The sequence below is a fragment of the Isoptericola sp. F-RaC21 genome (genome assembly GCF_038593535.1).
In the GTDB taxonomy this organism is placed as follows: domain Bacteria; phylum Actinomycetota; class Actinomycetes; order Actinomycetales; family Cellulomonadaceae; genus Isoptericola.
The window spans coordinates 448,438-470,616 of record NZ_JBCFYX010000002.1 but is presented as its reverse complement, the minus strand read 5'-3'; the positions used below and the strand labels follow the sequence as shown (position 1 = coordinate 470,616).

Annotated in this window: 14 protein-coding genes; 2 read left to right on the top strand and 12 right to left on the bottom strand. The window is 71.9% G+C overall.

Features of this window, described 5'->3' with window-relative positions:
• Positions 1-29 precede the first annotated feature (29 nt).
• Complete coding sequence (locus AAG589_RS07540; protein ID WP_430566627.1) at positions 30-1,379, bottom strand: ABC transporter substrate-binding protein; 1,350 nt, start codon at positions 1,377-1,379, stop codon at positions 30-32.
• A 136-nt stretch (positions 1,380-1,515) separates the two neighbouring features.
• Here AAG589_RS07540 and arfA point away from each other — a divergent pair, with 136 nt between their 5' ends.
• Complete coding sequence (arfA, locus tag AAG589_RS07535; protein ID WP_430566626.1) at positions 1,516-3,105, top strand: arabinosylfuranosidase ArfA; 1,590 nt, start codon at positions 1,516-1,518, stop codon at positions 3,103-3,105.
• 69 nt (positions 3,106-3,174) lie between these two features.
• Here the strand turns inward: arfA and AAG589_RS07530 are convergent, their stop codons facing one another.
• The 6 genes from AAG589_RS07530 to AAG589_RS07505 form a co-directional block, all read right to left on the bottom strand.
• The gene (locus AAG589_RS07530) at positions 3,175-4,119 is read right to left on the bottom strand and encodes a carbohydrate ABC transporter permease (protein WP_430566625.1); all 945 of its coding nucleotides are present in this window, start codon (positions 4,117-4,119) and stop codon (positions 3,175-3,177) included.
• Positions 4,116-5,084, bottom strand: a complete 969-nt coding sequence (locus AAG589_RS07525; protein WP_446719686.1) for a carbohydrate ABC transporter permease — start codon at positions 5,082-5,084, stop codon at positions 4,116-4,118. Before AAG589_RS07525 ends, AAG589_RS07530 begins: the two co-directional genes overlap by 4 nt.
• A 2-nt stretch (positions 5,085-5,086) precedes the next feature.
• A complete protein-coding gene (locus tag AAG589_RS07520; RefSeq protein WP_430566624.1) occupies positions 5,087-6,481 on the bottom strand; it encodes an extracellular solute-binding protein in 1,395 nt (464 codons plus the stop codon).
• 88 nt (positions 6,482-6,569) lie between these two features.
• Entirely contained in the window at positions 6,570-8,231 is a 1,662-nt protein-coding gene (locus tag AAG589_RS07515; RefSeq protein WP_430566623.1) for a glycoside hydrolase family 13 protein, read from the bottom strand.
• A gap of 181 nt (positions 8,232-8,412) precedes the next feature.
• On the bottom strand, positions 8,413-9,429 hold the full coding sequence (locus tag AAG589_RS07510; protein ID WP_430566622.1) for a LacI family DNA-binding transcriptional regulator: 1,017 nt from the start codon (positions 9,427-9,429) through the stop codon (positions 8,413-8,415).
• An 82-nt stretch (positions 9,430-9,511) separates the two neighbouring features.
• Entirely contained in the window at positions 9,512-10,537 is a 1,026-nt protein-coding gene (locus AAG589_RS07505; RefSeq protein ID WP_430566621.1) for a LacI family DNA-binding transcriptional regulator, read from the bottom strand.
• A 184-nt stretch (positions 10,538-10,721) separates the two neighbouring features.
• On the opposite strand from AAG589_RS07505, the gene AAG589_RS07500 reads away from it, so the two are divergent.
• On the top strand, positions 10,722-12,977 hold the full coding sequence (locus AAG589_RS07500) for a glycoside hydrolase family 127 protein (RefSeq protein ID WP_430566620.1): 2,256 nt from the start codon (positions 10,722-10,724) through the stop codon (positions 12,975-12,977).
• 311 nt (positions 12,978-13,288) lie between these two features.
• On the opposite strand, the gene AAG589_RS07495 is transcribed toward AAG589_RS07500, so the two are convergent.
• From AAG589_RS07495 to AAG589_RS07475, 5 genes are all read right to left on the bottom strand, one after another.
• The gene (locus AAG589_RS07495) at positions 13,289-17,200 is read right to left on the bottom strand and encodes an alpha-L-arabinofuranosidase C-terminal domain-containing protein (RefSeq protein WP_430566619.1); all 3,912 of its coding nucleotides are present in this window, start codon (positions 17,198-17,200) and stop codon (positions 13,289-13,291) included.
• Between the two features lie 108 nt (positions 17,201-17,308).
• Positions 17,309-18,331 (bottom strand): galactofuranose ABC transporter, permease protein YjfF, encoded by a 1,023-nt coding sequence (gene yjfF / locus AAG589_RS07490; protein ID WP_430566618.1) that lies wholly within the window; start codon positions 18,329-18,331, stop codon positions 17,309-17,311.
• Positions 18,328-19,425 (bottom strand): ABC transporter permease, encoded by a 1,098-nt coding sequence (locus AAG589_RS07485; RefSeq protein WP_430566617.1) that lies wholly within the window; start codon positions 19,423-19,425, stop codon positions 18,328-18,330. The genes yjfF and AAG589_RS07485 overlap by 4 nt, the downstream gene beginning before the upstream one ends.
• Positions 19,425-20,993, bottom strand: coding sequence for a sugar ABC transporter ATP-binding protein (locus tag AAG589_RS07480; protein ID WP_430566616.1), 1,569 nt, complete (start codon positions 20,991-20,993; stop codon positions 19,425-19,427). The genes AAG589_RS07485 and AAG589_RS07480 overlap by 1 nt, the downstream gene beginning before the upstream one ends.
• 85 nt (positions 20,994-21,078) lie before the next feature.
• Entirely contained in the window at positions 21,079-22,086 is a 1,008-nt protein-coding gene (locus tag AAG589_RS07475; RefSeq protein ID WP_430566615.1) for an ABC transporter substrate-binding protein, read from the bottom strand.
• Between the last annotated feature and the right edge of the window lie 93 nt (positions 22,087-22,179).

Below are 22,179 nucleotides of genomic sequence, written 5' to 3'. Positions count from 1 at the left end.
GGCGCTCCCTCCGGTCGATTCTGTGCGCGTCATCGGACCGTGAACCCCTGCTGCTCGGCGTAGCGCACCAGGCTGTCCTGGATGGTCGCCAGCGCGTCGGCGGCGGTCGCGGGGCCCTCGACCATGTCGTAGAGGGCCATGGTCTGGCGGTCGTACGCGTACACCTGGAACGGGCTGAAGGTGAAGCCCGGGTACTGCGCGGCGGCGTCGAGGAACACGTCGCGGTTGACCTGCTGGCCGCCGAAGAACGGGTAGCGGCGGTCGGTGAACCACGGCGCGTCGAGCGCGAGGTTCCACAGCGGGAAGAGCCCGGCGTCCTCGACGCCGATCTTCCACGTCTCCTCGTCGTCGAACAGCTCCATCGCGACCGTCGCGGCGGCCTCCGGGTCCTTCGCCTGCGAGGTGACCGCGAGCGCCGAGCCGCCCTGGTTGACCTGCACCGGGTTCGCCGGGTCCCACTGGGGCAGCGGCGCGGCCTTCCACTCGGCGCCGGAGTCCGCGTCGGACAGGCCCTCGAGGTAGCCGGGTCCCCAGGCGGCGGCGATGTAGACCGCGTAGGTGCCGTCCACCAGGGAGGTGTTGTAGTCGCTGGTGAACGCGTCGTCGCTGGACACGAGCCCGCGGTCGATGAGGTCCTCCCAGTAGGACAGGACCTTGCGCGCCTCGGGGGTGTCGACGTCGATGCCGATCTGGTCGCGCTGGGCGGGGTCGTAGGTGAACGGCGCCCAGCCGGCCTGCGCGAACAGCGCGTAGTTGAACGCGCCGCCGTTGGTGGCGTAGTTGGTGATGTAGCCGTCGTAGCCGGCGTCGCGCAGGTCCTGCGCGGCCTGGGCGAACTCGTCCCAGGTGGTCGGCGGCTCGACGCCGTACTTGTCGAAGATGTCGGCCCGGTACAGCATGCCCACGGGGCCGCCGTCGACGGGGACGGCGTACACCGAGTCGCCGCTGGACACGTCGGACCACGCCCCTGCCGGGAACTGGTCCTCCAGGTCACCGGCGCCGTACGGTGCGAGGTCGGCCAGCCCGTCGAGGATCGTGTAGGTCGGCAGGATCTCGGACTCGAGCTGGATGACGTCGGGCGCGCCGGTACCTGCCTCGAGGGCGGTGGAGAACTTGCCGTACTCGTCGGCGCCCTGGCCCGCGTTGGTCCAGCAGATCTGGACGTCGTCGTGCTGGGCGTTGAACGTGTCCACGATCTGCTCGACGGCGGGGTACCAGGCCCACAGGGTCACCTGGGTGGCGTCGGGCTTCGTGATCGTGTTGCTGCAGCTCGTGTTGCTCGCCGGTCCGGTGTCGTCGCCGGGCGCGCACGCCGCGAGCGACAGGCCGGCCAGCCCGGCGGCCGACGCCGCCACGGCGCGTCGCAAGCCTCTGCGCATGCCGATTCCTCCTCGAGTCGTCCGAGCCCAGACCATCCTGGGCCGATTGGTGCCGCGCGCGGCGACCGTGGTTGACTCTACATCGTTGTACACGGTGGCTTCACCATCGCCCACTTCGACGAGGAACGTGAGACCCATGACGGCTCCCCAGACCGATGCCCGCCCCGCCCCCACCACTCCCGACGCCACCGCTGGCGCCACCGCGGCGCGCGTCACCCTGCACCCCGACTTCCGCCGCGGCGCCGTCGACCGCCGCCTGTTCGGCTCGTTCGTCGAGCACCTCGGCCGCGCCGTCTACACCGGCATCTTCGAGCCCGGGCACCCCGAGGCCGACGAGCACGGCTTCCGTCGCGACGTCGCCGACCTGGTGCACGAGCTCGGCGTCCCGATGGTGCGCTACCCGGGCGGCAACTTCGTCTCCAACTACGTGTGGGAGGACGCCGTCGGCCCTGTCGAGCAGCGCAAGCCGTTCCTCGACCTCGCGTGGCGCACGGTGGAGCCCAACCTGGTGGGCACCGACGAGTTCCTGCAGTGGGCCGAGCGCGAGGGCGTCGAGCCGATGATGGCCGTCAACCTCGGCACCCGCGGCGTCGCGGCCGCCGCGGCCCTGGTCGAGTACTGCAACGGCGAGGCCGGCACCCGCTGGGCCGACCTGCGCATCGCCAACGGGCGTGAGAAGCCGTACGGCGTGAAGCTCTGGTGCCTGGGCAACGAGATGGACGGCCCGTGGCAGATCGGCCACAAGGACGCCCACGAGTACGGCAAGCTCGCCGCCGAGGCCGGCAAGGCCATGAAGCTCGTCGACCCGTCGATCTCGCTGATCGTCTGCGGCTCCTCCTCCATGCAGATGGACACGTTCGGCGAGTGGGAGCGCACCGTCCTGTCGTACACGTACGACTTGGTCGACCACATCTCCATGCACGCCTACTACGAGGAGGTCGGCGGCGACCGCGCGTCCTTCCTCGCCTCGGGCACCGCCATGGACCGCTTCATCGACCGCGTCGTCGCGTCCGCGGACGCCGTCGGCGCCGAGCGCCGCAGCGACAAGAAGATCACCATCAGCTTCGACGAGTGGAACGTCTGGTACCTCGAGACCCGCTTCCCGGGCGAGGAGAACCTGCCGATCCAGCGCGACGCCCCGCGCATCATCGAGGACGTCTACTCCGGCCTCGACGCCGTGGTGGTCGGCGACCTCCTGGTCACGCTGCTCAACCACGCCGACCGCGTGCCGGTGGCCTGCCTCGCGCAGCTCGTCAACGTCATCGCGCCGATCATGACCGCCCCCGGCGGCGAGGCGTGGCGTCAGCCCACCTTCCACCCGTTCGCGACGACGTCGCGGCTGGCCCGCGGCACCGCGCTCGACGTCCGCGTGGACGCGCCGTCGTACGACACCGCGCGGCACGGCTCGGCCCCGGTCGTGACGGCCGCCGCGACGGTGGACGACGACGGCTCGCTCGGCCTGTTCCTCACCAACCGGTCCGACCGGGTGGTCGAGGTGGAGCTGGCGCACGTCGGCGCCGCGCTCGGCCTGGTCGAGGGCTGGCAGATGGTCGCGGACCACGAGCCCGCCGTCGAGGGCCCGGAGCACGCGGCGAAGGTCGCCGAGGCCTGCTGGTCCGCCGTCGACGTCGCCGCCGCCGCGACGCCGGGCGAGGGCGGCACCACGCGCGTGCGCCTCGCGCCGGAGTCCTGGACCGCGTTCGCCGGGACGTTCGCCCGGGCCTGACCCACCACCGCGCGAGTTGTCAGACCCACGGCGGGCTATAGCGCCCCCTGGGTCTGACAATTCGCGGGGTCAGCCCTTGACCGCTCCCCCGAGCCCGGCGCCGCGCAGGAACAGCCTCTGGAAGACCAGGAACATCGCCACGGGCAGCACGGTCGCGATGGCGAGCGAGGCGAGGAAGACGCCCAGGTCGGTCGAGGCCTCGATCGCCGGCAGCCGCACGGACAGCGGCTGGATCGCCGGGTCCTTGAGCACCAGCAGCGGCCACAGGAAGTCCTTCCAGGCCGCGATGACGGCGAACACGGACACGACGCCGAGGATCGGCTTCGACATCGGCAGCACGACCGACCAGAACAGTCGGTACGGCCCGGCGCCGTCGACCCGCGCCGCCTCGAACACCTCGCGCGGCAGGTTGTCGAAGAACCGCTGCACCAGCAGCACGTTGAACGCGCTGGCTCCGGCCGGGAGCCACACGGCCCAGAAGCTGTCGACCAGCGACCGCCCCAGCAGCGGCGGGTCGAGGATCGTCAGGTACAGCGGCACGAGCAGCACGACGGCGGGCACGAACATGGTGGACAGCACCAGCGCCTGCACCACCCGCCCGTAGCGCGGCCGCAGCACGGACAGCGCGTACCCGCCCGTGGTGGCGACCACGATCTGCGACGCCCACGACCCGAGCGCGAGCCACACCGTGTTCATGAAGTAGCGGCTGATCTGCACGTCGTTCCAGGCCCGCTCGAGGTTCTCCCACGCGACGCCGTGCGGGAAGAGGGCCATCGGCGTGCGCAGGATGTCCTGCGTGGGCGTGACGGCGTACTTCGCCAGCAGCAGCATCGGCCCGAGGCCGACGACGACGAGCAGCACGAGGAGCAGCACGTGCGTGCCGCCCATCCCCCAGCGCACCGCCGGGCGGCGCCAGTCGGGCGCGGACAGCGCGCCGCGGTCGCCGTCGTCGGCGGCGGGACGACGACGCGCGGTGGGTGCCGGGCGGGGGCGGTCGGTGGGCGAGAGCGTCATGACGTGCTCCAGGACCGGGTGAGCCGGAAGTAGAGGACGGAGAAGACCGCGAGGACCGCCGCGAGCATCAGCGACAGCGCGGTCGCGGCGCCGTAGTCGCCCCCGAGGCTGTTCTGGAACGCGTACCGGTAGATGAGCAGCAGCACGGTGACGGTGGCGTTGTTCGGCCCGCCGCCGGTGAACAGGTACGGCTCGAGGAACACCTGCGCCGTGCCGATGACCTGCAGGATCAGCGTGATGAACAGGACGCCGCGCAGCTGCGGCAGCGTGACGTGCCAGATCTTGCGCCACAGGCCGGCGCCGTCCACCTCGGCGGCGTCGTACAGCTCGGCGGGCACGCTCGTCAGGGCCGCCAGGTAGATGATGACCGTGCCGCCCGCCCCGGCCCACGTCGCGGCCAGGACGAGGGACGGCATCGCCCAGGACGCGTCCTGCAGCCACGGGTAGGGACCGAGCCCGACCCAGCCGAGGACCGTGTTGAACACGCCGGTCGGCCCGCCCTTGTAGAAGAACTTCCACAGCAGGACGGCGACGACGGGCGGCACCACCACCGGCAGGTACGCGAGCGCCGAGTACAGCCCGCGTGCGCGGCGCACCTCCCGCATAAGCACCGCCGCCACGAGGGGCACCGGGTAGCCGAACAGCAGCGCCAGGAACGCGAAGTACAGGGTGTTCTGCACGGCCTTCCACAGCAGCGGGTCGGCCAGGACGTGCCGGAAGTTGTCCAGCCCGACGAACGTCGGGTCGGTGACGAGGTTCGTCTCCTGCACGCTCATGATCACGGCGCGCACGATCGGGAACCACGAGAAGACGCCGAAGATCACCAGCAGCGGCAGCAGGAACACGAGGCTGTGCAGCCCGCCCCCGCGCCACCAGCTGGCCGGTCCCCGGCGCGGGCGGCCGGTGCCGGCCGCCCGCGTCGGGGCCGCGACGTCGCCGCGAGGAGGGGTGGTCGTGACGGTCACGGTCAGCCCTGGTCGAGCAGCGCCTGGGCCTGCGTGTTCGCGTCGGCGAGCAGGGCGTCGATGTCCGCGTTCTCGTCGGTGAGCACCGCCTGCACGACCGGGTCGAGCAGCGCGTACACCTCCTGCGTCTTCTGCGACGGCTCGCCGGCGAGCGGCAGGTCGAACATCGCGTCGGTGAACGCCGTCATCTGGTCGAGCGGCACGTTGACGTAGTCCGCGATCCACTCCTGGTTCTGCTCGTACTGCTCCTTCGAGAACATCGGCAGGACGGGCGTGCCGACCGGCTGGTCGTTCTTGGCGAGGGTCTCGGCGTCGGCGACCGCGCGGTCCTCATCGACCAGCTTGTTCAGGTAGAAGAAGTCGATCCACTTCATCGCGGCGTCCTTGACGCCGTCGTCCACGTTCGCCGGCACACCGGCGAGCGTGCCCCCGGTGAGCGTCGCCGCCTCGGGCGTGTCGGACAGCGGGATCGGCGCGAGCCCGTACGTGTCCGGGTCGACGGCGTTGGTCTGCACCAGGGACGTGTAGATGTCGGAGCCGGAGGTGAACATGCCGACCTGGCCGGCCGCGAACTCCTGGTTGATGCTGCCCCAGTCGAGCAGGAAGTTGCCGCCCATCGACTCGTCCTCCCACCGCAGGTCGTGGAGGAACTGGAGCGCCTCCTTGGTGCCCGCGTTGTCGAGGGTCGCCGTGGCCTTCTGGTCCGCGTCGGTCTCGACGGTGCGGCCGCCGCGCGCCACGGTCTGCGCGGTGAGCTGCCAGCCGCCCGTGTTGTTCTGGGTCATCGTGGCGAAGCCGGCGACGCCGGGGTTGGCGTCGGCGATCTTCTTCGCGTCCTCGCGGACCTCCTCCCAGGTGGTCGGCGGCTGGTCGGGGTCGAGCCCGGCCGATTCGAAGAGCGCCCGGTTGTAGTGCAGCGCCACGGGGTAGGCGTTCTTCGCCGGGATCGCGTAGACGTGGCCGTCGGCGCCCGTGCCCGCCTCGAGGATCGTCGGGTTGAACTGGTCGGCGTACGGCAAGGCGCGGAACTGCGCGTCCATGTCGGCGAGCTGGCCGTTCTCCACCAGGCCCTGCGCGTCCGTGAAGGGGATCTCGAAGACGTCGGGCAGCGTGCCGCCCGCGAGCTGGGCGGCGAACGTCGTCGCCTTCCACTCGTACTCCTCGGGCTGCACGTCGATGTCGGGGTTCGCCTTCTCGAACTCCGCGACCTGGTCCTCGAAGGCGGCGACCGCCTCCTCGGTGGACCCGGGCAGCAGGGAGACCACCGAGAGGGTGACCTGCCCCGCCGAGTTGGTGCTCTCGTCCTGCGGGTCGCTCCCGCCGGAGCACGCGGCGAGCGCGCCCGTCGTGAGCGCGCCCACCAGGACGAGCGCGGCCGGCTTTCGTGTGGACTTCATCGTCACTCCTTCGTGGATGGGACCGCGGTGGTGCTGCTGGTGCTGCGGGGACGCCCGGCGGTGACGGCCGGCGCGAGGCACGGCCGGCTCACAGCCGGAGCCAGGCCGCGACGTCCGTCGCAACCTGCCGGATCGGGTGAGGGTCGGCGCTGTGCAGCACGACGTCGGCGTCGGCCGGCAGCGGGACGGGCTCGGGCCCGAGGTTGACGACGCACGCCAGGCGGTCGCCCGTCGCGGCCTCCCGCACGAAGGCGAGGATGTCGTCGCGCAGCGGGACGCCGGCGAGGGAGTCGAGCCAGCGCAGGCCGCCCCCGCGCAGCGCGGGCTCGGCGCGCCGGGCGGCGAGGACGCGGCGGTACAGCGACAGCATCGACGCGGGGGCGGCCTCCTGCGCCTCGACCGACAGGCCGCCCCACGCTGCGGGCTGCGGCAGCCAGGGCGGCGCCCCGCCGTCGGGGCCGAATCCGAGCGAGGGGCCGCCGCGCGTCCACGGCAGCGGCACGCGGCAGCCGTCCCGGCCGGGGTCGACGCCGCCGGACCGGTCGTGCATCGGGTCCTGGATGAGCTCGCGCGGCAGGTCCTCGACCTCCGGGAGGCCGAGCTCGTCGCCCTGGTAGACGTAGAGGGCGCCCGGCAGGGCGGCCACCAGCAGGGCGGCGGCGCGGGCCCGGCGGCGTCCGAGGTCCATGTCGGTCGGGGTGCCGAACCGCTTGGCCGCGAACGCGAACGACGAGTCCTCGCGGCCGTAGCGGGTCACCGGGCGGGTGACGTCGTGGTTGGACAGCACCCAGGTGGCGGGCGCCCCGACGGGGGCGTGCGCGTCGAGCGTCGTCGCGATCGACTCGCGCAGCGCCTTGGCCTCCCACGGGCGGGCCATGAAGTCGAAGTTGAACGCCGTGTGCATCTCGTCCGGGCGCAGGAACCGGGTGAACCGCTCCGTGTCGGGCAGCCACACCTCCCCGACCAGCACGCGCGGCTCGTCGTAGGAGTCGGCCACGGCCCGCCAGGAACGGTAGACGTCGTGCAGCTCGTCGCGGTCCACGTGCGGGTGCTCCCCCGGCCCCGGGTCCTCGGGCACCTCGGGCAGCGCCGGGTCCTTGACCAGCAGCGCCGCGGAGTCGATGCGGATGCCGGCGGCGCCGCGGTCGAACCAGAACCGCAGGATGTCCTCGTGCTCGCGGCGCACGTCGGGGTGGTCCCAGTTGAGGTCGGGCTGCGACGGGGCGAACAGGTGGAGGTACCACTCGCCCGGCGTGCCGTCGGGATCGGTGGTGCGGGTCCAGGTGGTGCCCTGGAAGTCCGAGACCCAGCGGGTGGGCAGCTCGTCGCCGCCCGGGCCACGGCCCGGCCGGAACCAGAACCGCTCGCGCTCGGGGGAGCCCGGGCCGGCCGCGAGCGCCGCACGGAACCAGGGGTGCTCCGACGAGACGTGGTTGGGCACGATGTCGACGATCGTGCGGATGCCCAGCGCGCGGGCCTCGGCGATGAGCGTCTCGGCCTCGGCCAGGGTGCCGAACTGCGGGTCGATCGCGCGGTAGTCCGCGACGTCGTACCCGCCGTCCGCCAGCGGCGACACGTACCAGGGGGTGAACCACAGCGCGTCGACGCCGAGGTCCTGGAGGTAGCCGAGGTGCTGCCGCACCCCCGCGAGGTCACCCGTGCCGTCGCCGTTCCCGTCGGCGAACGACCGCGGGTAGACCTGGTAGATCACCGCGCTGCGCCACCACTCGGCGTCCTGCCCTGTGCTCACCGATGAGCCCCTTCCACATCGCCGTCGATGAGCAGGACAGTAATGATGCGACGTGACGTGCGCAAGAACTCGACAGATGCGTTACCGAACTGCGACATCGGTACGTCCCGAACCCGGGCACGACAAAGGCCGGCCGGGCGACAGGAGGTCGCCCGACCGGCCGTGCGGCGACGGCCCGGCGTCAGCCCGTGGGACGCGGGGCGGCGGCCGTCGAGCGTCGCACCACGAGCTCCGGCTCGAAGAGCAGCTCGTCGCGCGACACCGTGGCGCCGCCGATCATGCTGGCCAGGATGTCGACGGCGGCCCGGCCCATCGCGTCGATCGGCTGCCGGACCGTCGTGAGCGCCGGGTCCGTGGAGTTCATCAGCGCGGAGTCGTCGTAGCCGACCACCGACACGTCGCGCGGCACCTCGAGCCCCGCGCGCCGCACCGCGCGGACCGCGCCGAGGGCGAGCGGGTCCGACGCGCACAGGATCGCCGTCGCACCGGCGTCGAGCAGGCGGCCCGTCGAGGCCTGGCCGCTCTCGAGGGAGTACTGGCTGTGCACCACGAGCTCGTCCGGGATCTCGACTCCGTGCCGCCGAGCGAAGCCGCGTGCCGCCGCGAGCTTGCGCTCGGACGGGACGTGGTCGCGCGGGCCCAGCAGCAGCCCGATCCGCGTGTGTCCCATGGACACGAGGTGCTCCAGCGCCTGGTGCGTGGCGATCAGGTCGTCGCACGAGACGTGCGGGAAGTCGAGGCTCTCGATGGAGGCGTTGATGAGGACCACCGGCAGGTTCAGCGCCTGCAGCCGCTCGTAGTGCGCGTGGTCGGCGTCGCGCTCGGCGTAGAAGCCGCCCGCGAAGATGACTCCCGACACCTGCTGGCCCAGCAGCAGGTCGATGTACTCCGCCTCGGAGATGCCGCCCGCGGTCCGCGTGCACAGCACGGGCGTGAAGCCCTGCTGCGCCAGGGCGCCGCCCACCACCTCCGCGAAGGCGGGGAAGATCGGGTTCGCCAGCTCCGGCAGCACCAGGCCCACCAGGCGCGGCCGGTCGCCACGCAGCTTGGTCGGGCGCTCGTAGCCCAGCACGTCCAGCGCCGTGAGCACGGCGTCCCGCGTCGCCTGCGACACGCCGGGCTTGCCGTTGAGCACCCGGCTGACCGTCGCCTCGCTGACCCCCACCTTCGCGGCCACGTCGGCCAGTCGTCTCGACATGCGCTCGACTGTACACGCGATCACGCAAGCCGCTTGCGCTTCTTGCAGCGCTTGCACGGTCCCGGCCGCGGTCGCTCGACGGTCAGGCGACAGGCAGGGTCGACTCCCGCGTGACGATGCGGCAGGGCAGCTCCTCGACTCCGGACGCCCGCTCCCCGTCGATCGCCGCGAACAGCCGCTGCGCCGCGACCCGGCCGACCTGCTCCAGGTTCATGTCGACGCTGGTGAGCTGTGGCCGCGCGTTCGCAGCGAGCACCTCCCAGTTGTCGAAGCCGATCACGGAGATGTCGCCGGGCACGTCGCGCCCCGCCTCACGCAGGCCGTCCAGCACGCCCCGGGCGATCTGGTCGCTGCCGCAGAAGAAGCCGTCCACGTCGTCGAAGCGCTCGAGGAGGGTGCGCGCCGCGGCCCGGCCCCACCCTTCGCTCCACGACCCGAAGAACGCCCTGCCGCCCACCAGCTCCAGGCCGTGGGACGCGAGCGTCTCTCTCGCACCCGCCGCCCGGTCCTGCGCGGCCCGGTGCTCGATGTCGCCCGTCACGTGCGCGATGCGGCGCCGCCCGCAGGAGAGCAGGTGCTCGATCGCGAGCCGCCCCGCATCGACGCTGTCGGTCGTGACGGACATGTCGTCGGGGTGGAGGGACGGCGCATAGGCGTAGACCACCGGGACCGGCAGGCTGCCACCGAGCGGCGGCCGAGGGTCCGTCCGCGACCCCACGACGATCAGCCCGTCCACCCGGCGCGACAGCAGGGCGCGGAGGTGGTGCTGCTCGCGGATCGCGTCGCCGCGCGCGTCGCACAGGAACACCGACACCTGACCGGCTCCGAACGCGTCCTCGGCGCCCATGAGGACCGGGATGGAGAAGCGTCCCTCGAGGTCGGACGTCAGCAGGCCGACGGTTCCGGTGCGCCCTTCCAGCAGGCTGCGCGCGAGCGCGTTCGGGGCGAACGACAGCCGTTCGGCCGCCTCGAGCACCCGCGCACGCGTCTCGGCCCGGACCTGGGCGCGCCCGTTGATCGCCTTGGATGCCGTGGCGGTGGACACGCCGGCCATCCTCGCGACGTCAGTGAGCGTCGCGGCACGCGCGGGTCCTCCGTCGTCCGCCACCGTCACGTCCCCTTCCCCGACCCGGTGCCACCTTCGGCCGTGCTGGCAGTGTGCCACTCCGGCATCTCTTGACGACGCCGCGGCCCCGCCCTACATTCGACCGAAAGCCTTTTCGGTCAGTTTCGGCACCGCCGCCGGAGCAGACGCTCGACGTTGAGACCACCCGAGGAGCTGAACGACACCGATGTCCCAGATCTCCGCACGCACCACCCCTGCACCCGGCCTGTCCCGGCGTGCCCTGCTGGGCCTCGGCCTGACCGGCGCCGCCGGCACGGCCGCGGCCCTGGGCACGGCCGGCTCCGCCGCCGCGGCGCCCGCGAACGGCGCGCCCGTCGCCGGCGCCGTCCTGCCCGCACGCTACCGCGCGATGCTGGACCGTACGCCGACCCTCGACCACTGGGTGGCCGAGCCGTTCCGCCTGTCCGACGTGTCCCTCGCGGACAGCGTCGCCACGCGGGCGCAGGACCAGGTCCTGCGCCTGCTGCGCGCCTACCCCACCGACCGGGTGCTCGCCGTCTTCCGGCGCAACGCCGGCCTCGACACCCGCGGCGCGCAGCCGCCCGGCGGGTGGGAGGGCTTCGGCGACCCCGACGAGGACGCCTGGGGCCCCGACGACTACCCGGGCAAGGACGCCCCGCGCGCCAACCTGCTGCGCGGGCACTACGGCGGCCACTGGCTGTCCGCGCTCGCGCAGGCGTGGGCGAGCACCGGCGAGCAGGTGTTCAAGGACAAGGTGGACGCCGTCGTCGAGGGTCTGGGCGAGGTGCAGGCCGCGCTGGCCGCGTCCGGCCGGTACAGCCACCCCGGGTTCCTCGCCGCCTACGGCGAGTGGCAGTTCAGCCAGCTCGAGAAGTACGCGCTCTACGGCGAGATCTGGGCGCCCTACTACACGTGCCACAAGATCATGGCCGGGCTCCGCGACGCCGCGACGCTCGCGGACAACGCCCAGGCGCTCGACATCGCGACGTCGATGGCGCACTGGGTGCGCGGCCGCCTGGCGCCGCTGCCGGCGGAGCAGCGGCAGAAGATGTGGGGCATCTACATCGCCGGCGAGTACGGCGGCATGAACGAGGTGCTCTGCGACCTCGCCGCTCTCACCGGCGACGACACGCACGTCGACACGGCCCGGTTGTTCGACCTCACGTCGCTCGTCGACGCGTGCGCCCGGGGCCGGGACACGCTGAACGGCCTGCACGCCAACCAGCACATCCCGCAGATCACCGGGTACCTCAAGACGTACGACCTCACGGACTCCGAGAAGTACCTCAAGGCGGCCGAGGGCTTCTGGGGCATGGTCGTGCCGGGGCGCACGTTCGCGCACGGCGGCCACGGCGAGGGCGAGCGGTTCGGGCCGGCGCACACGGTCGCCGGGAACATCGGGCCCCGCAACGCGGAGACGTGCGGGACGCACAACATGCTCAAGCTGTCCCGCCTGCTGTTCTGGCACTCGCTCGACGGGCGGTACATGGACTTCTACGAGCGGGGGCTGCTCAACCAGATCGTGGGGTCCAAGCGGAACCGGACCTCGAGCACGAGCCCCGACGTCACGTACATGTACGGCGTCAACCCGGGCACGCTCCGCGAGTACGGCAACACCGGCACCTGCTGCGGCGGCACGGGCCTGGAGAACCACACGAAGTACCGGGACTCGATCTACTTCCGCAGCACGGACGGCCGCACCCTGTGGGTGAACCTGTACCTCGCGTCGACGCTGGAGTGGGCCGACCGAGGGTTCCGCGTCACGCAGGAGACCGAGTACCCGAAGGTCGGTTCCAGCCGGCTGCGGGTGGAGGGCTCGGGGCGGCTCGACCTTCGGCTGCGGGTGCCCGGATGGATCGCCCGCGGGTTCACGGTGCGGGTCAACGGTCGTCGCCAGGACGTCGACGCGGCGCCCGGCGGGTACGTGAGCCTCGACCGCCGCTGGTCGCCGGGCGACGTGGTCGACGTCGAGATGCCGCTCGGCGTGCGCGTGGTCCCGACCGTCGACGACCCGGGCCTGGTGAGCATCGAGTGGGGGCCGACGGTGCTGCTGGCCCGCTCGAAGCAGACCGACTACCTCGAGCTGTCGTTCTACGGCCACATGGCTCTCGACGGCACGGTGGACGGCGCGCTCACGCCCACCGGGGGCGGCTACTTCCGGATGGGGGACCTCGAGCTGGAGCCCGCCTGGTCCGGCGACAACACGAGCTACCACATGTACGTGCGGCGGTCCGAGCCGCGGGTGGTGTTCGGCGGGGACGACGCGGGCGTCGAGAACGTGCGTCGACCCGACGGCACGTCGCTGCTCGACGCCGTCTGGTCCGGCGGCGGCTTCCCGAACCGCGGCCGGTTCGTGGCCCGCGTCGCCGAGGTCGCCGACCGGTTCGTCGGCGAGGGCCTGCTGAGCGCCGCCGACGCGGAGAAGGTCGTGCGGACCGCCGCGCGGGCCAAGCTCGCCTGACCGATACCGACCGGTCGAGCCTGTCGAGACCCAGCGCGTGGTCTCGACAGGCTCGACCGGCGGCGCGATCAGCCGATGTCGACGGGGTCCACGCCGGTGAGCGTCGGCGCCACGGGCTGGAAGAGCCCGTCGTCGCCGACGTCGAGCCGGTCGATCGTCGTCTCCCGGTGCGTGCCGTCGCCGCCGGGGATGCCGAAGCGGTGGTAGGCGATGTACCAGTCGTCCGTGCCGGCGACGTGAAGGATCGAGCTGTGCCCGGTGCCGAGGAGCCGAGAACTGCCCCGGGCGCCGCAGCGCCCGGGGCAGTCCGCCTACTTCCGGGGTGCCCGGACCGTGAGCGTCTTCGTCACCTCGCTCGGTGCGTAGCGTGCGTCCCCGCCGTAGCGGACGACGACGTCGTGGCGGCCGGGGTCCACGCCCCGGGTCGGCACCGTCACGGTGGCGCGGCCCTCCTTCAGGTGGGCCGTGACGGCCCGCCCGTCGAGGTCGACCGTCACCGTCCCGGTCGCCCGGGGCGCCGACCCGCGGCCCTGGGCGGCCGTCGCCGTGACGTCGACGCGCGCGTCGGTGCCCGCGACGACGGACGCCGGCTTCACCTGCGCCCGCACGGCGCTGGGCGTGTCGCCGGTCTCCCCCGAGCGGTCGGGGGCGAGCCGCAGGAACGTGATCGAGTGCGCCGGGAAGTCGTAGGTGAACGACTCCCCCGCCCCCTCGAACGTCCGGTCCACCGGGACCACGCGCTCCGGGCGTGCCTTGGTGTTGGTCGCCGACGGGTCGGCGACCATCTCGGTGACCTGCGCGGTGGCGGCCGGATCGAAGCCGCCCGTGACCTCGACGTCGGTCCGCGCGACGGCGTCGCCGACGTTGACCACCTTGGCGACGAGCTCGCCGGTCTCCTCGTCGTGGGTCACGACCTGGAACAGCGACTTCGTCACGGGCTCGGTGTAGGTGAGCTGCAGCTCGCCGTCGAGGTAGAGCTTGATGGTGCGCCCCTCGACGACGACCTTGATCGCGTAGTCCCGACCGTTCTCCAGCGGCGTGAACGACTCGGCCGCGGCGACCTCGCCCTGGCGCGCGCCGTCGGCCCGCTCCAGCACCGAGCGGGTGTTCCCCCAGCCGCCGAGGTTCCACCAGTAGAAGTCGTCGCTCGCGCCCGCGCCGAACCCGACGAGGAAGCCCTCCGCGCCGCCGGTCTTCCGGGCGGTGACCTCCATCGTGGAGTTCTTCCAGTCCTTGTCGTACGCGCCGGTGATCAGCGTGCGCGCGTCCTCGACCGCGGCGTCGGACTGGGTGTACCGCCCGTCCGCCACCGCCCAGGTGCCGCGCTGCGGCTCCCACTGCGACGCGTCGTCGAACGTGTCGGAGAACAGCACGTCGCCGCTCGCGGTGTCCGTGACCCTCACGTCGTCGTACGACGCCTGCGTGGCCCATGTGGACAGGAAGACGCCGCCGTCGACGTCCGGCGGGACGACGTCGGGCCCGTCGCCCAGCTCGGACGGGACGACCTGGTCGCCGGTGTTGTTCATGAACATCTGCTGCGTGTAGTAGTTCACCGAGCCCCAGGACTCGTCGTTGTCGAACCACATCATGTCCGGCGACCACTGCACGTAGTCCTCGTTGGCGAACATCGGCGCGTACGACGCGAGCTCGACGACGTCGGAGTTGCGCTCCAGGCCGGTCATGTAGGCCGCCTCCGCGAGCGCGTTGCCGAAGGTGTTGCCCTTGGACGCGTACTCGCCCAGGAAGACGTGCGGCCCGTTCCGGTCGTAGGAGTCGTACCGCTCGGTGTGCGTGAGGAACCACGACGGGTCGTTGTAGTAGTGCTCGTCGACCATCGCGACGCCCTGCTCCCGGTTGAAGTCCCAGAGCTCGTCGAACCGCGCGCCCTCGTCGTCGGGGCCGGAGTTCGAGATGATCGTGATGTCGGGGAACTCGGCTTCGATGGCGTCCCGGAAGGCCGGGAAGTTCTCCTGGAACTTCGGGGTGTTCTCCTCGTTCCCCAGGCCGATATACGGCAGGTTGAACGGCTCCGGGTGCCCGAGCTCGGCGCGCTTCGCGCCCCACTCGGTGTCGGTGGCGCCCGTGGCGAACTCGATGAGGTCCAGGGTGTCCTGGATCCAGCGCGGGCGCTGCGCGTCGGTCATCTCCGGGATGGTCGAGCCGCAGCCGTTGGCGCCCACGGACACGACGGGCAGCGCGAAGGCGCCGAGGTCCTCGGCGAACTCGAGGTACTCGAGGTAGCCGATGCCGTACGACTGGTTGTAGCCCCAGAAGTTCCAGTTGGTCGGGCGCTCCTCGACCGGGCCGATGGTCTCCTTCCACTGGTACGTGCGCTGGCGGTCCTGGCCGTCGGACTCGAGGTAGGAGTCGAAGGTGCCGACGTTGGTGACGCAGCCGCCGGGGAACCGCAGGAAGCTCGGGTCGAGCGCCGCGACCTTCTCGGCGAGGTCCTTGCGCAGCGTGCTCTTGCCGTTGACCGGCCCCACCCACGTGTCCTGCGGGAACAGGGACACCATGTCCAGGCGCAGCGTGCCCTCGGCGCCCGAGGCCACCTGCAGCCGGGCGGCGTCCGTCGTCGCGGACGCCGTGACCGTGGCCGTGTACTGCGTCCACTCGTCGGAACCCTCGACGGCCACGCTCGCCGTGCCGTACGTCGTCGCGCCGTCGGCGGAGACGAGCGTCGCGGTGAGGTCCTGCGCGACGTCGCTGCGCGCCCAGACGGAGAAGTCGTACGACGCGCCCTTCTCGAGGGCGACGCCCTCGTTGTAGGAGGAGTTGGCGACGCCCGTGGTGCCGTCGGAGGTCACCGTGAGGTAGTGCCGGTTGCTGTCGTTCAGCCACTCGCCGCGCTCGGACTCGACGGCGACCTCGCCTCCGCCGGTCTTCGCCCAGCCGGTCAGCCCGGTGAACGACCGGTTGTCGGACGCGTCGAACTCGAACGACCGGTTACGCACCAGCTCGGCGTACAGGCCGCCGTCGGCGGCGTAGTTGATGTCCTCGTAGAACACGCCGTAAAGGTCGTCGCTCATCTCGGTGCGCTCGGCCGCGGAGTCGATCGTCAGCCGCTGCTCGACGACGTCCGGCTCGCCAGGCGGGAAGGCCTCGAGCAGCGCCTGCTGCTCGGCGGTGGTGATCGGCAGCACCGTGCCGTGGCGGGGGTGGCTCGGCAGCTCCGCGTCGGGCACGGACGTCCAGTCGCCGCTCGCCAGGTCGTCGGTGCGGAACAGCAGGTACCCCTGGCCGCCGTGGTACGACGGCTGGTCGATCATCATGTACCAGGAGTCGTCCGTGAGGGACGGGAAGACGGTGGGACCCTCCCCGGCGGTGAACTCCCCGCCCCACGGGTTGGGCTGGCCGACGCCGACGTGCTCGGCGACCAGGTCCCAGCCGTCGCCGTCGGTCACGCCCTGCGTGCGGGACAGGTCGTCGGAGGACTCCTCGCGGACCGTCATGTCCGCCTCGTCCTTGGTGAACCGGTAGTAGGTGCCGTCCTCGACCGCGATCGTGGAGTCGATCATCCCGCGGCCCTCGCCGCGCTTCTGGTCGATCCAGGGCTTCGGCTCGGAGAAGCTGCCCGGCGAGAAGTCGGGCGTCGTGGCGGACAGCATCCGCTGGTACGACGTCGCGATGTCGCGGTCCTCGGGCGCGACGTCGTCCGGGTACAGCGCGGAGGCCCAGTACACGAGGAACTGCCCGGCCTCGGCGTCCCACGTCGCCTCCGGCGCCCACAGGTTGCCGGCGTTCGGCGGCGCCAGCTCGACCTCCTGCTGGTCGGACCAGTGGATCAGGTCGTCCGACGACCACACCATCAACGACCGGCTGCCGGTCTCCTGGGCGTCGCCGAAGTTGCCGCCGCCCGCGATCTTCAGGTCGGTGGCCAGCAGGTAGTAGGTGCCGGTCTCGGGGTTGCGGGTGAGGAACGGGTCGCGCAGGCCCTTCGTGCCGAGGGTGGACTCGAGCACGGGCTCGCCGTCGTTCAGGGTGGTCCACGCGGTGGGGTCGTCGGCCTCGCTGACGGCCAGGTAGATCTTCTCCCCGCCGTCCTGCTCGCCGGCGAAGTAGGGGAAGACGTAGGCGCCCTGGTCGTCGACGGCGGTGGACGCCGAGGGCGCGGCGGCCTCGGCGGGAGCCGCTCGTGGCGGGACGGCCGCGGCCGCCGTCGCGGGCAGCGCGAGGGCGAGGGCCAGCGCCACGGGCGTCGACCATCGGGATCGGGTGTGCATCGTTGTAGTCCTCCGGTTCGAGTACGTCGTCGTACAGGTGCGGGGGTAGCGAAGGGCGGGGCTCCCGACGGCGCCCTGCGCCGCCGGGTGCCTCCACCCTGACGGGCGCTAGGAGCGCCGCAGCGCGAGGAGCCGCTGCAGGACCACGAAGACCAGCAGCAGCGCGCCGATGACGATCTTGGTCCACCACGAGGAGAGGGTGCCCTCGAAGGTGATGATCGTCTGGATGAGTCCGAGCACGAGCACGCCGAGCACCGAGCCGAGCACGAAGCCCGTGCCGCCGGTGAGCAGCGTGCCGCCGATGACGACGGCCGCGATCGCGTCGAGCTCCATGCCCACGCCGGTCAGGGAGTAGCCCGACCGCGAGAACATGGCGAACAGCAGGCCGCCGAGGCCGGCGCACGTGCCGCTGATGACGTACACCAGCACCTTGGTGCGCGCGACGGGCAGGCCCATCAGCTTCGCCGACTGCTCGCCGCCCCCGATCGCGTACACGGTGCGGCCGAACTGGGTGTAGTGCAGCAGGTAGAACGCCACGGCCACCACGACCAGCGCGATCACGACGCTCGAGGTGATCCGCCACTGCCCGCCGGCCCACGTGTCCCAGGACGCCAGGGCGACGAAGGTCGGGTCGTCGATCGGGATCGACTCCGGGGCGATGAGGAAGCACAGCCCGCGCGCGAAGAACATCGCCGCGAGCGTCGCGATGAAGGGCTGCACCTCGAAGACGTGCACCATGGCGCCCACGAGGAGCCCGATCAGCGAGCCGATGAGCACCACCAGCGGGATCACGACGCCGGCCGGGACGCCCGCGCGCAGCAGGTAGGCCGCGGTCACGCCGGACAGCGCGAGCACCGAGCCGACCGACAGGTCGATGCCGCCCGTGAGGATGACGAACGTCATCCCGACCGCCAGCACGATGAGGAACGCGTTGTTGATGAACAGGTTCGCGAGCACGCCGACGGACAGGAAGTTGTCGTAGCGCGCGCCGCCGACCACGAGCAGCAGGACGAACACCACGAGGGTGCCGACCACGGGCAGGTAGCGCCGGTCGACGCGCAGGCGGCGGCCGACGGACGGCACGCGGTCCGGGGACGGCGCCCCCGGGCGCGAGGATGCGAGGGTCGTCATGAGGCCACCACCTTGTCCGTGGACACGTCCGCGGGCTTGTCCGACGGCGCGATCGGCGCCGTCCTGCCCCGCCGTCGCGTGCGTTCCGAGAGCTTGCGCCGCATGGCGGGCGACTGGAGCAGCGTCACCGCGGCGACGACGAGCGCCTTGAACAGCGGCGTCACGAGCGGCGAGATGCCCACGTTCGTCACCGTGAGGGACAGCGTCGCGATGATGAGCACACCGACGAATGTGCCCGACAGCGAGAACTTGCCCCCGGCCAGCGACGTGCCGCCGATGACGACGGCGAGGATCGCGTCCAGCTCGATGAACAGGCCGGCGTTGTTCGCGTCGGCCGCCATGACGTTGGACGACAGGATCAGCCCGGCGAGGGCGGAGAAGAGCCCCGAGAGCGCGAAGACGGTCCACACGATGGTCCGCGCGCGCACGCCGGCGAGCCGGCTGGCGGCCGGGTTGATGCCGACGGACTCGACCAGCATGCCCAGCGCGGTGCGCCGCACGAGCAGCGCGACGAGCGCGAACACGCCGAACGCCACGAGCGTCGCGACGGGCAGCCCGAGCCAGTACCCGGCGCCGAGCGTCTTGAACGGGGCGCTCGTGACCGTGGTGATCTGCCCCTCGGTGATGAGCATCGCGACGCCGCGCCCGGCGGTCATGAGGATGAGGGTGGCGATGATCGGCTGGATCCCGAGCACCGACACGAGGAACCCGTTCCACACGCCGAGCAGCAGCCCGAGCGCGAGGGCCATGCCGATCGCGAGCAGCACGGTCGTGGTCGAGGCGGGATCGGGCGCGCCCGCGATGAAGGTGAGGGCCACCGCCCCCGAGATCGCGACCACGGCCCCGACGGACAGGTCGATGCCGCGCGTGGCGATCACCAGCGACATGCCGAGCGCGACCAGCATGAGCGGGGCGCAGTTGCGCAGGATGTCGATCGGCGACCCGAAGAGGTGGTCGTCGAGGATCGACACGGACAGGAAGCCCGGGCGGACGGCCGTGTTGACGGCGAGCAGCGCGACGAGGGCGACGACCGGCCAGAACAGGTGGTGGCGCACGACGGCGCCGAACCCGCCGGTGGCCTGAGACGTGGGCATCAGCGGTCCCCTCCGCTCGCGATGAGCTCGACGACGTCGTCGACGCCGACGGTGTCGGTGTTGGTCAGCTCGGCGACCTTCTGCCGGTCGCGCATCACGGCGATGCGGTGGCTGAGCCGCACCACCTCCTCGAGCTCGGCGGAGATGAACAGCACCGCCATGCCGCGGCCCGCGAGGTCGGACACCAGGCGCTGGATCTCCGCCTTGGCGCCGACGTCGATGCCGCGGGTGGGCTCGTCGAGGATGAACAGCTCGGGCGCGGTGGCGAGCCAGCGGGCGAGGAGCACCTTCTGCTGGTTGCCGCCCGACAGGTTGCGCAGCAGGGCGTCGGGGTTGGCGGGCCGGATGTTCAGCGCGTCGATGTACCGGTGCACGATCTCGTCGACCTGCCTGCCCGGCAGCGGACGCACCCAGCCGCGCTCGGCCTGGAGGCCCAGCACGATGTTCTCGCGGACCGTGAGGTCGCCGACCACGCCCTCGCCCTTGCGGTCCTCCGAGGAGAACGCGATCTTGCGCCCGATCGCGGCGCGCGGCGTGCGCAGGCGGGTCGGGACCCCCTTCACGGACAGCGTGCCCGTGTCGGCCCGGTCCGCGCCGGCGAGCAGGCGGGCCACCTCCGTGCGCCCGGAGCCGAGCAGGCCGGCCAGCCCCACGACCTCGCCCTCGTGGACGTCGAGGTCGAACGCCTGCACGGAGCCGCGCCGCCCCAGGCCCACGGCCTGGACGAACGGCGTGCCCCGGTTCGCGTCGACGGCGCGCTCGGTGCGGACCTCCAGGTCCTCGAGCACCTCCATCGACCGGCCGATCATCCGCGAGACGAGCTCGCTGCGCGTGATCTGGGACGTGCGGTACTCCCCCACCCGCGTGCCGTTGCGCAGCACGGTCATGCGGTCGGACAGCTCGAAGACCTGCTCGAGGAAGTGGGAGACGAACAGGATCGCGACGCCCTGGTCGCGCAGCCGGCGCACGACGGCGAAGAGCCGCGCGACCTCGTCGGCGTCGAGGCTCGACGTCGGCTCGTCGAGGATGAGCACCTTGGCGTCCACCACCATGGCCCGGCTGATCGCGACGAGCTGCTGCACGGCGATCGAGTGCGAGCCGAGCGACGAGGCGGGGTCGACGTCGAGCCCCATGGTGGCGAGGTGCTCGACCGCCCGGCGGCGCGTGCGCGGCCAGTCGATGGCGCCGAGCCGCCGGGGCTCGTTGCCGAGCATGATGTTCTCCGCGACCGTGAGGTTCTCGCAGAGGTTGACCTCCTGGTACACGGTGGCGACCCCCGCGGCCTGCGCCTCGCCCGGCCCGGAGAACCGGTGCGGCCGGCCGTCGACGAGGATCTCGCCGGAGTCGATGCCGTAGACGCCCGTGAGCGCCTTGATCAGCGTGGACTTCCCCGCGCCGTTCTCGCCCATGAGGGCGTGCACCTCGCCCGGCAGGAGCCGCAGGTCCACGCCGTCGAGCGCCTTGACGCCCGGGAACTCGATGGAGATCCCGGTCATCTCGACGACGGGGCGCACGTCCTGGGGGACGTCGGGGGTGCTGCCGGCGTCGCCGGCGTCCGTTGGCGTCATCGTTGACCTTCCGTGGAGCGCGGTGGGTGCGGCGCGGGCGTCCCGCGCCGCACCCACCGCGGGTCTCGGTGGAGCGTACCGACGGTCAGTACTGGCGGTCCGGCAGCGCGGCCTTCGCGGCCTCGGAGTCGAACGCCTCGTCCTTCGTGACGATGCGCTTCTCGACCTCCTCGCCGGCCACGACCTTCTTCGCGATCTCCGCGAGGTCCGGGCCGAGCAGCGGGTTGCACTCGACGATGTAGTTGATCTTGCCGTCGGCGAGCGCCTGCATGCCGTCCTTGACGCCGTCGACCGTGATGATCTTGATGTCCTTGCCCGGCACCTTGCCCGCGGCCTCGATCGCCTCGATGGCGCCCAGGCCCATGTCGTCGTTGTGGGCGAAGACCAGGTCGATGTCGTCGTACTTCTGCAGGAAGCCCTCCATCACCTGCTTGCCCTCGGTGCGGGTGAAGTTGCCCGTCTGCGAGTCGATCATCTCGATGTCGGAGCCCGCGATCGCGTCGGCGAAACCCTTCTGCCGGTCGATCATCGGGGCCGCGCCGGTGGTGCCCTGCAGCTCGACGGCCTTGTAGCCCTCGCCGTCGTACTGCTCCTTGGCCCACTCGCCGGCGCGCTTGCCCTCCTCGACGAAGTCCGAGCCGATGAACGACTCGTACAGGGTGTCGTCCTCGGAGTCGACGGCGCGGTCGGTGAGGATCACCGGGATGTTCGCGGCCTTGGCCTCCTCGAGCACCGCGTCCCAGCCGGTCTCGACGACCGGCGAGAAGGCGATGACGTCGACCTGCTGCTGGATGTAGGACCGGATCGCCTGGATCTGGTTCTCCTGCTTCTGCTGCGCGTCGGAGAACTTGAGGTCGAACCCGTTCTCCTGGGTGAGCGTGTCCTGGATCGACTTGGTGTTGGCCGCGCGCCAGCCGGACTCGGCCCCGACCTGCGAGAAGCCGAGGGTGATCGTGTCGGAGGCCGCGGCCGACTCGCCGCCGCCGTCCCCGCCGCCCTGGGGTGCCTGCTCGCTGCTGCACGCGACCAGCGAGGCCGTCGTGAGGGCCGCGGCGAAGAGCGCCGCACCGGCGCGCCGGAAGTGTGTGCTCATGATCTCCTCCTTGAGACGCCGGCCGACCGGTAGCCCGGTCCGTGGGTCTGCTCTGACCCTCCGGCAACGCTTGTGTGACCGCTAACATAGCGG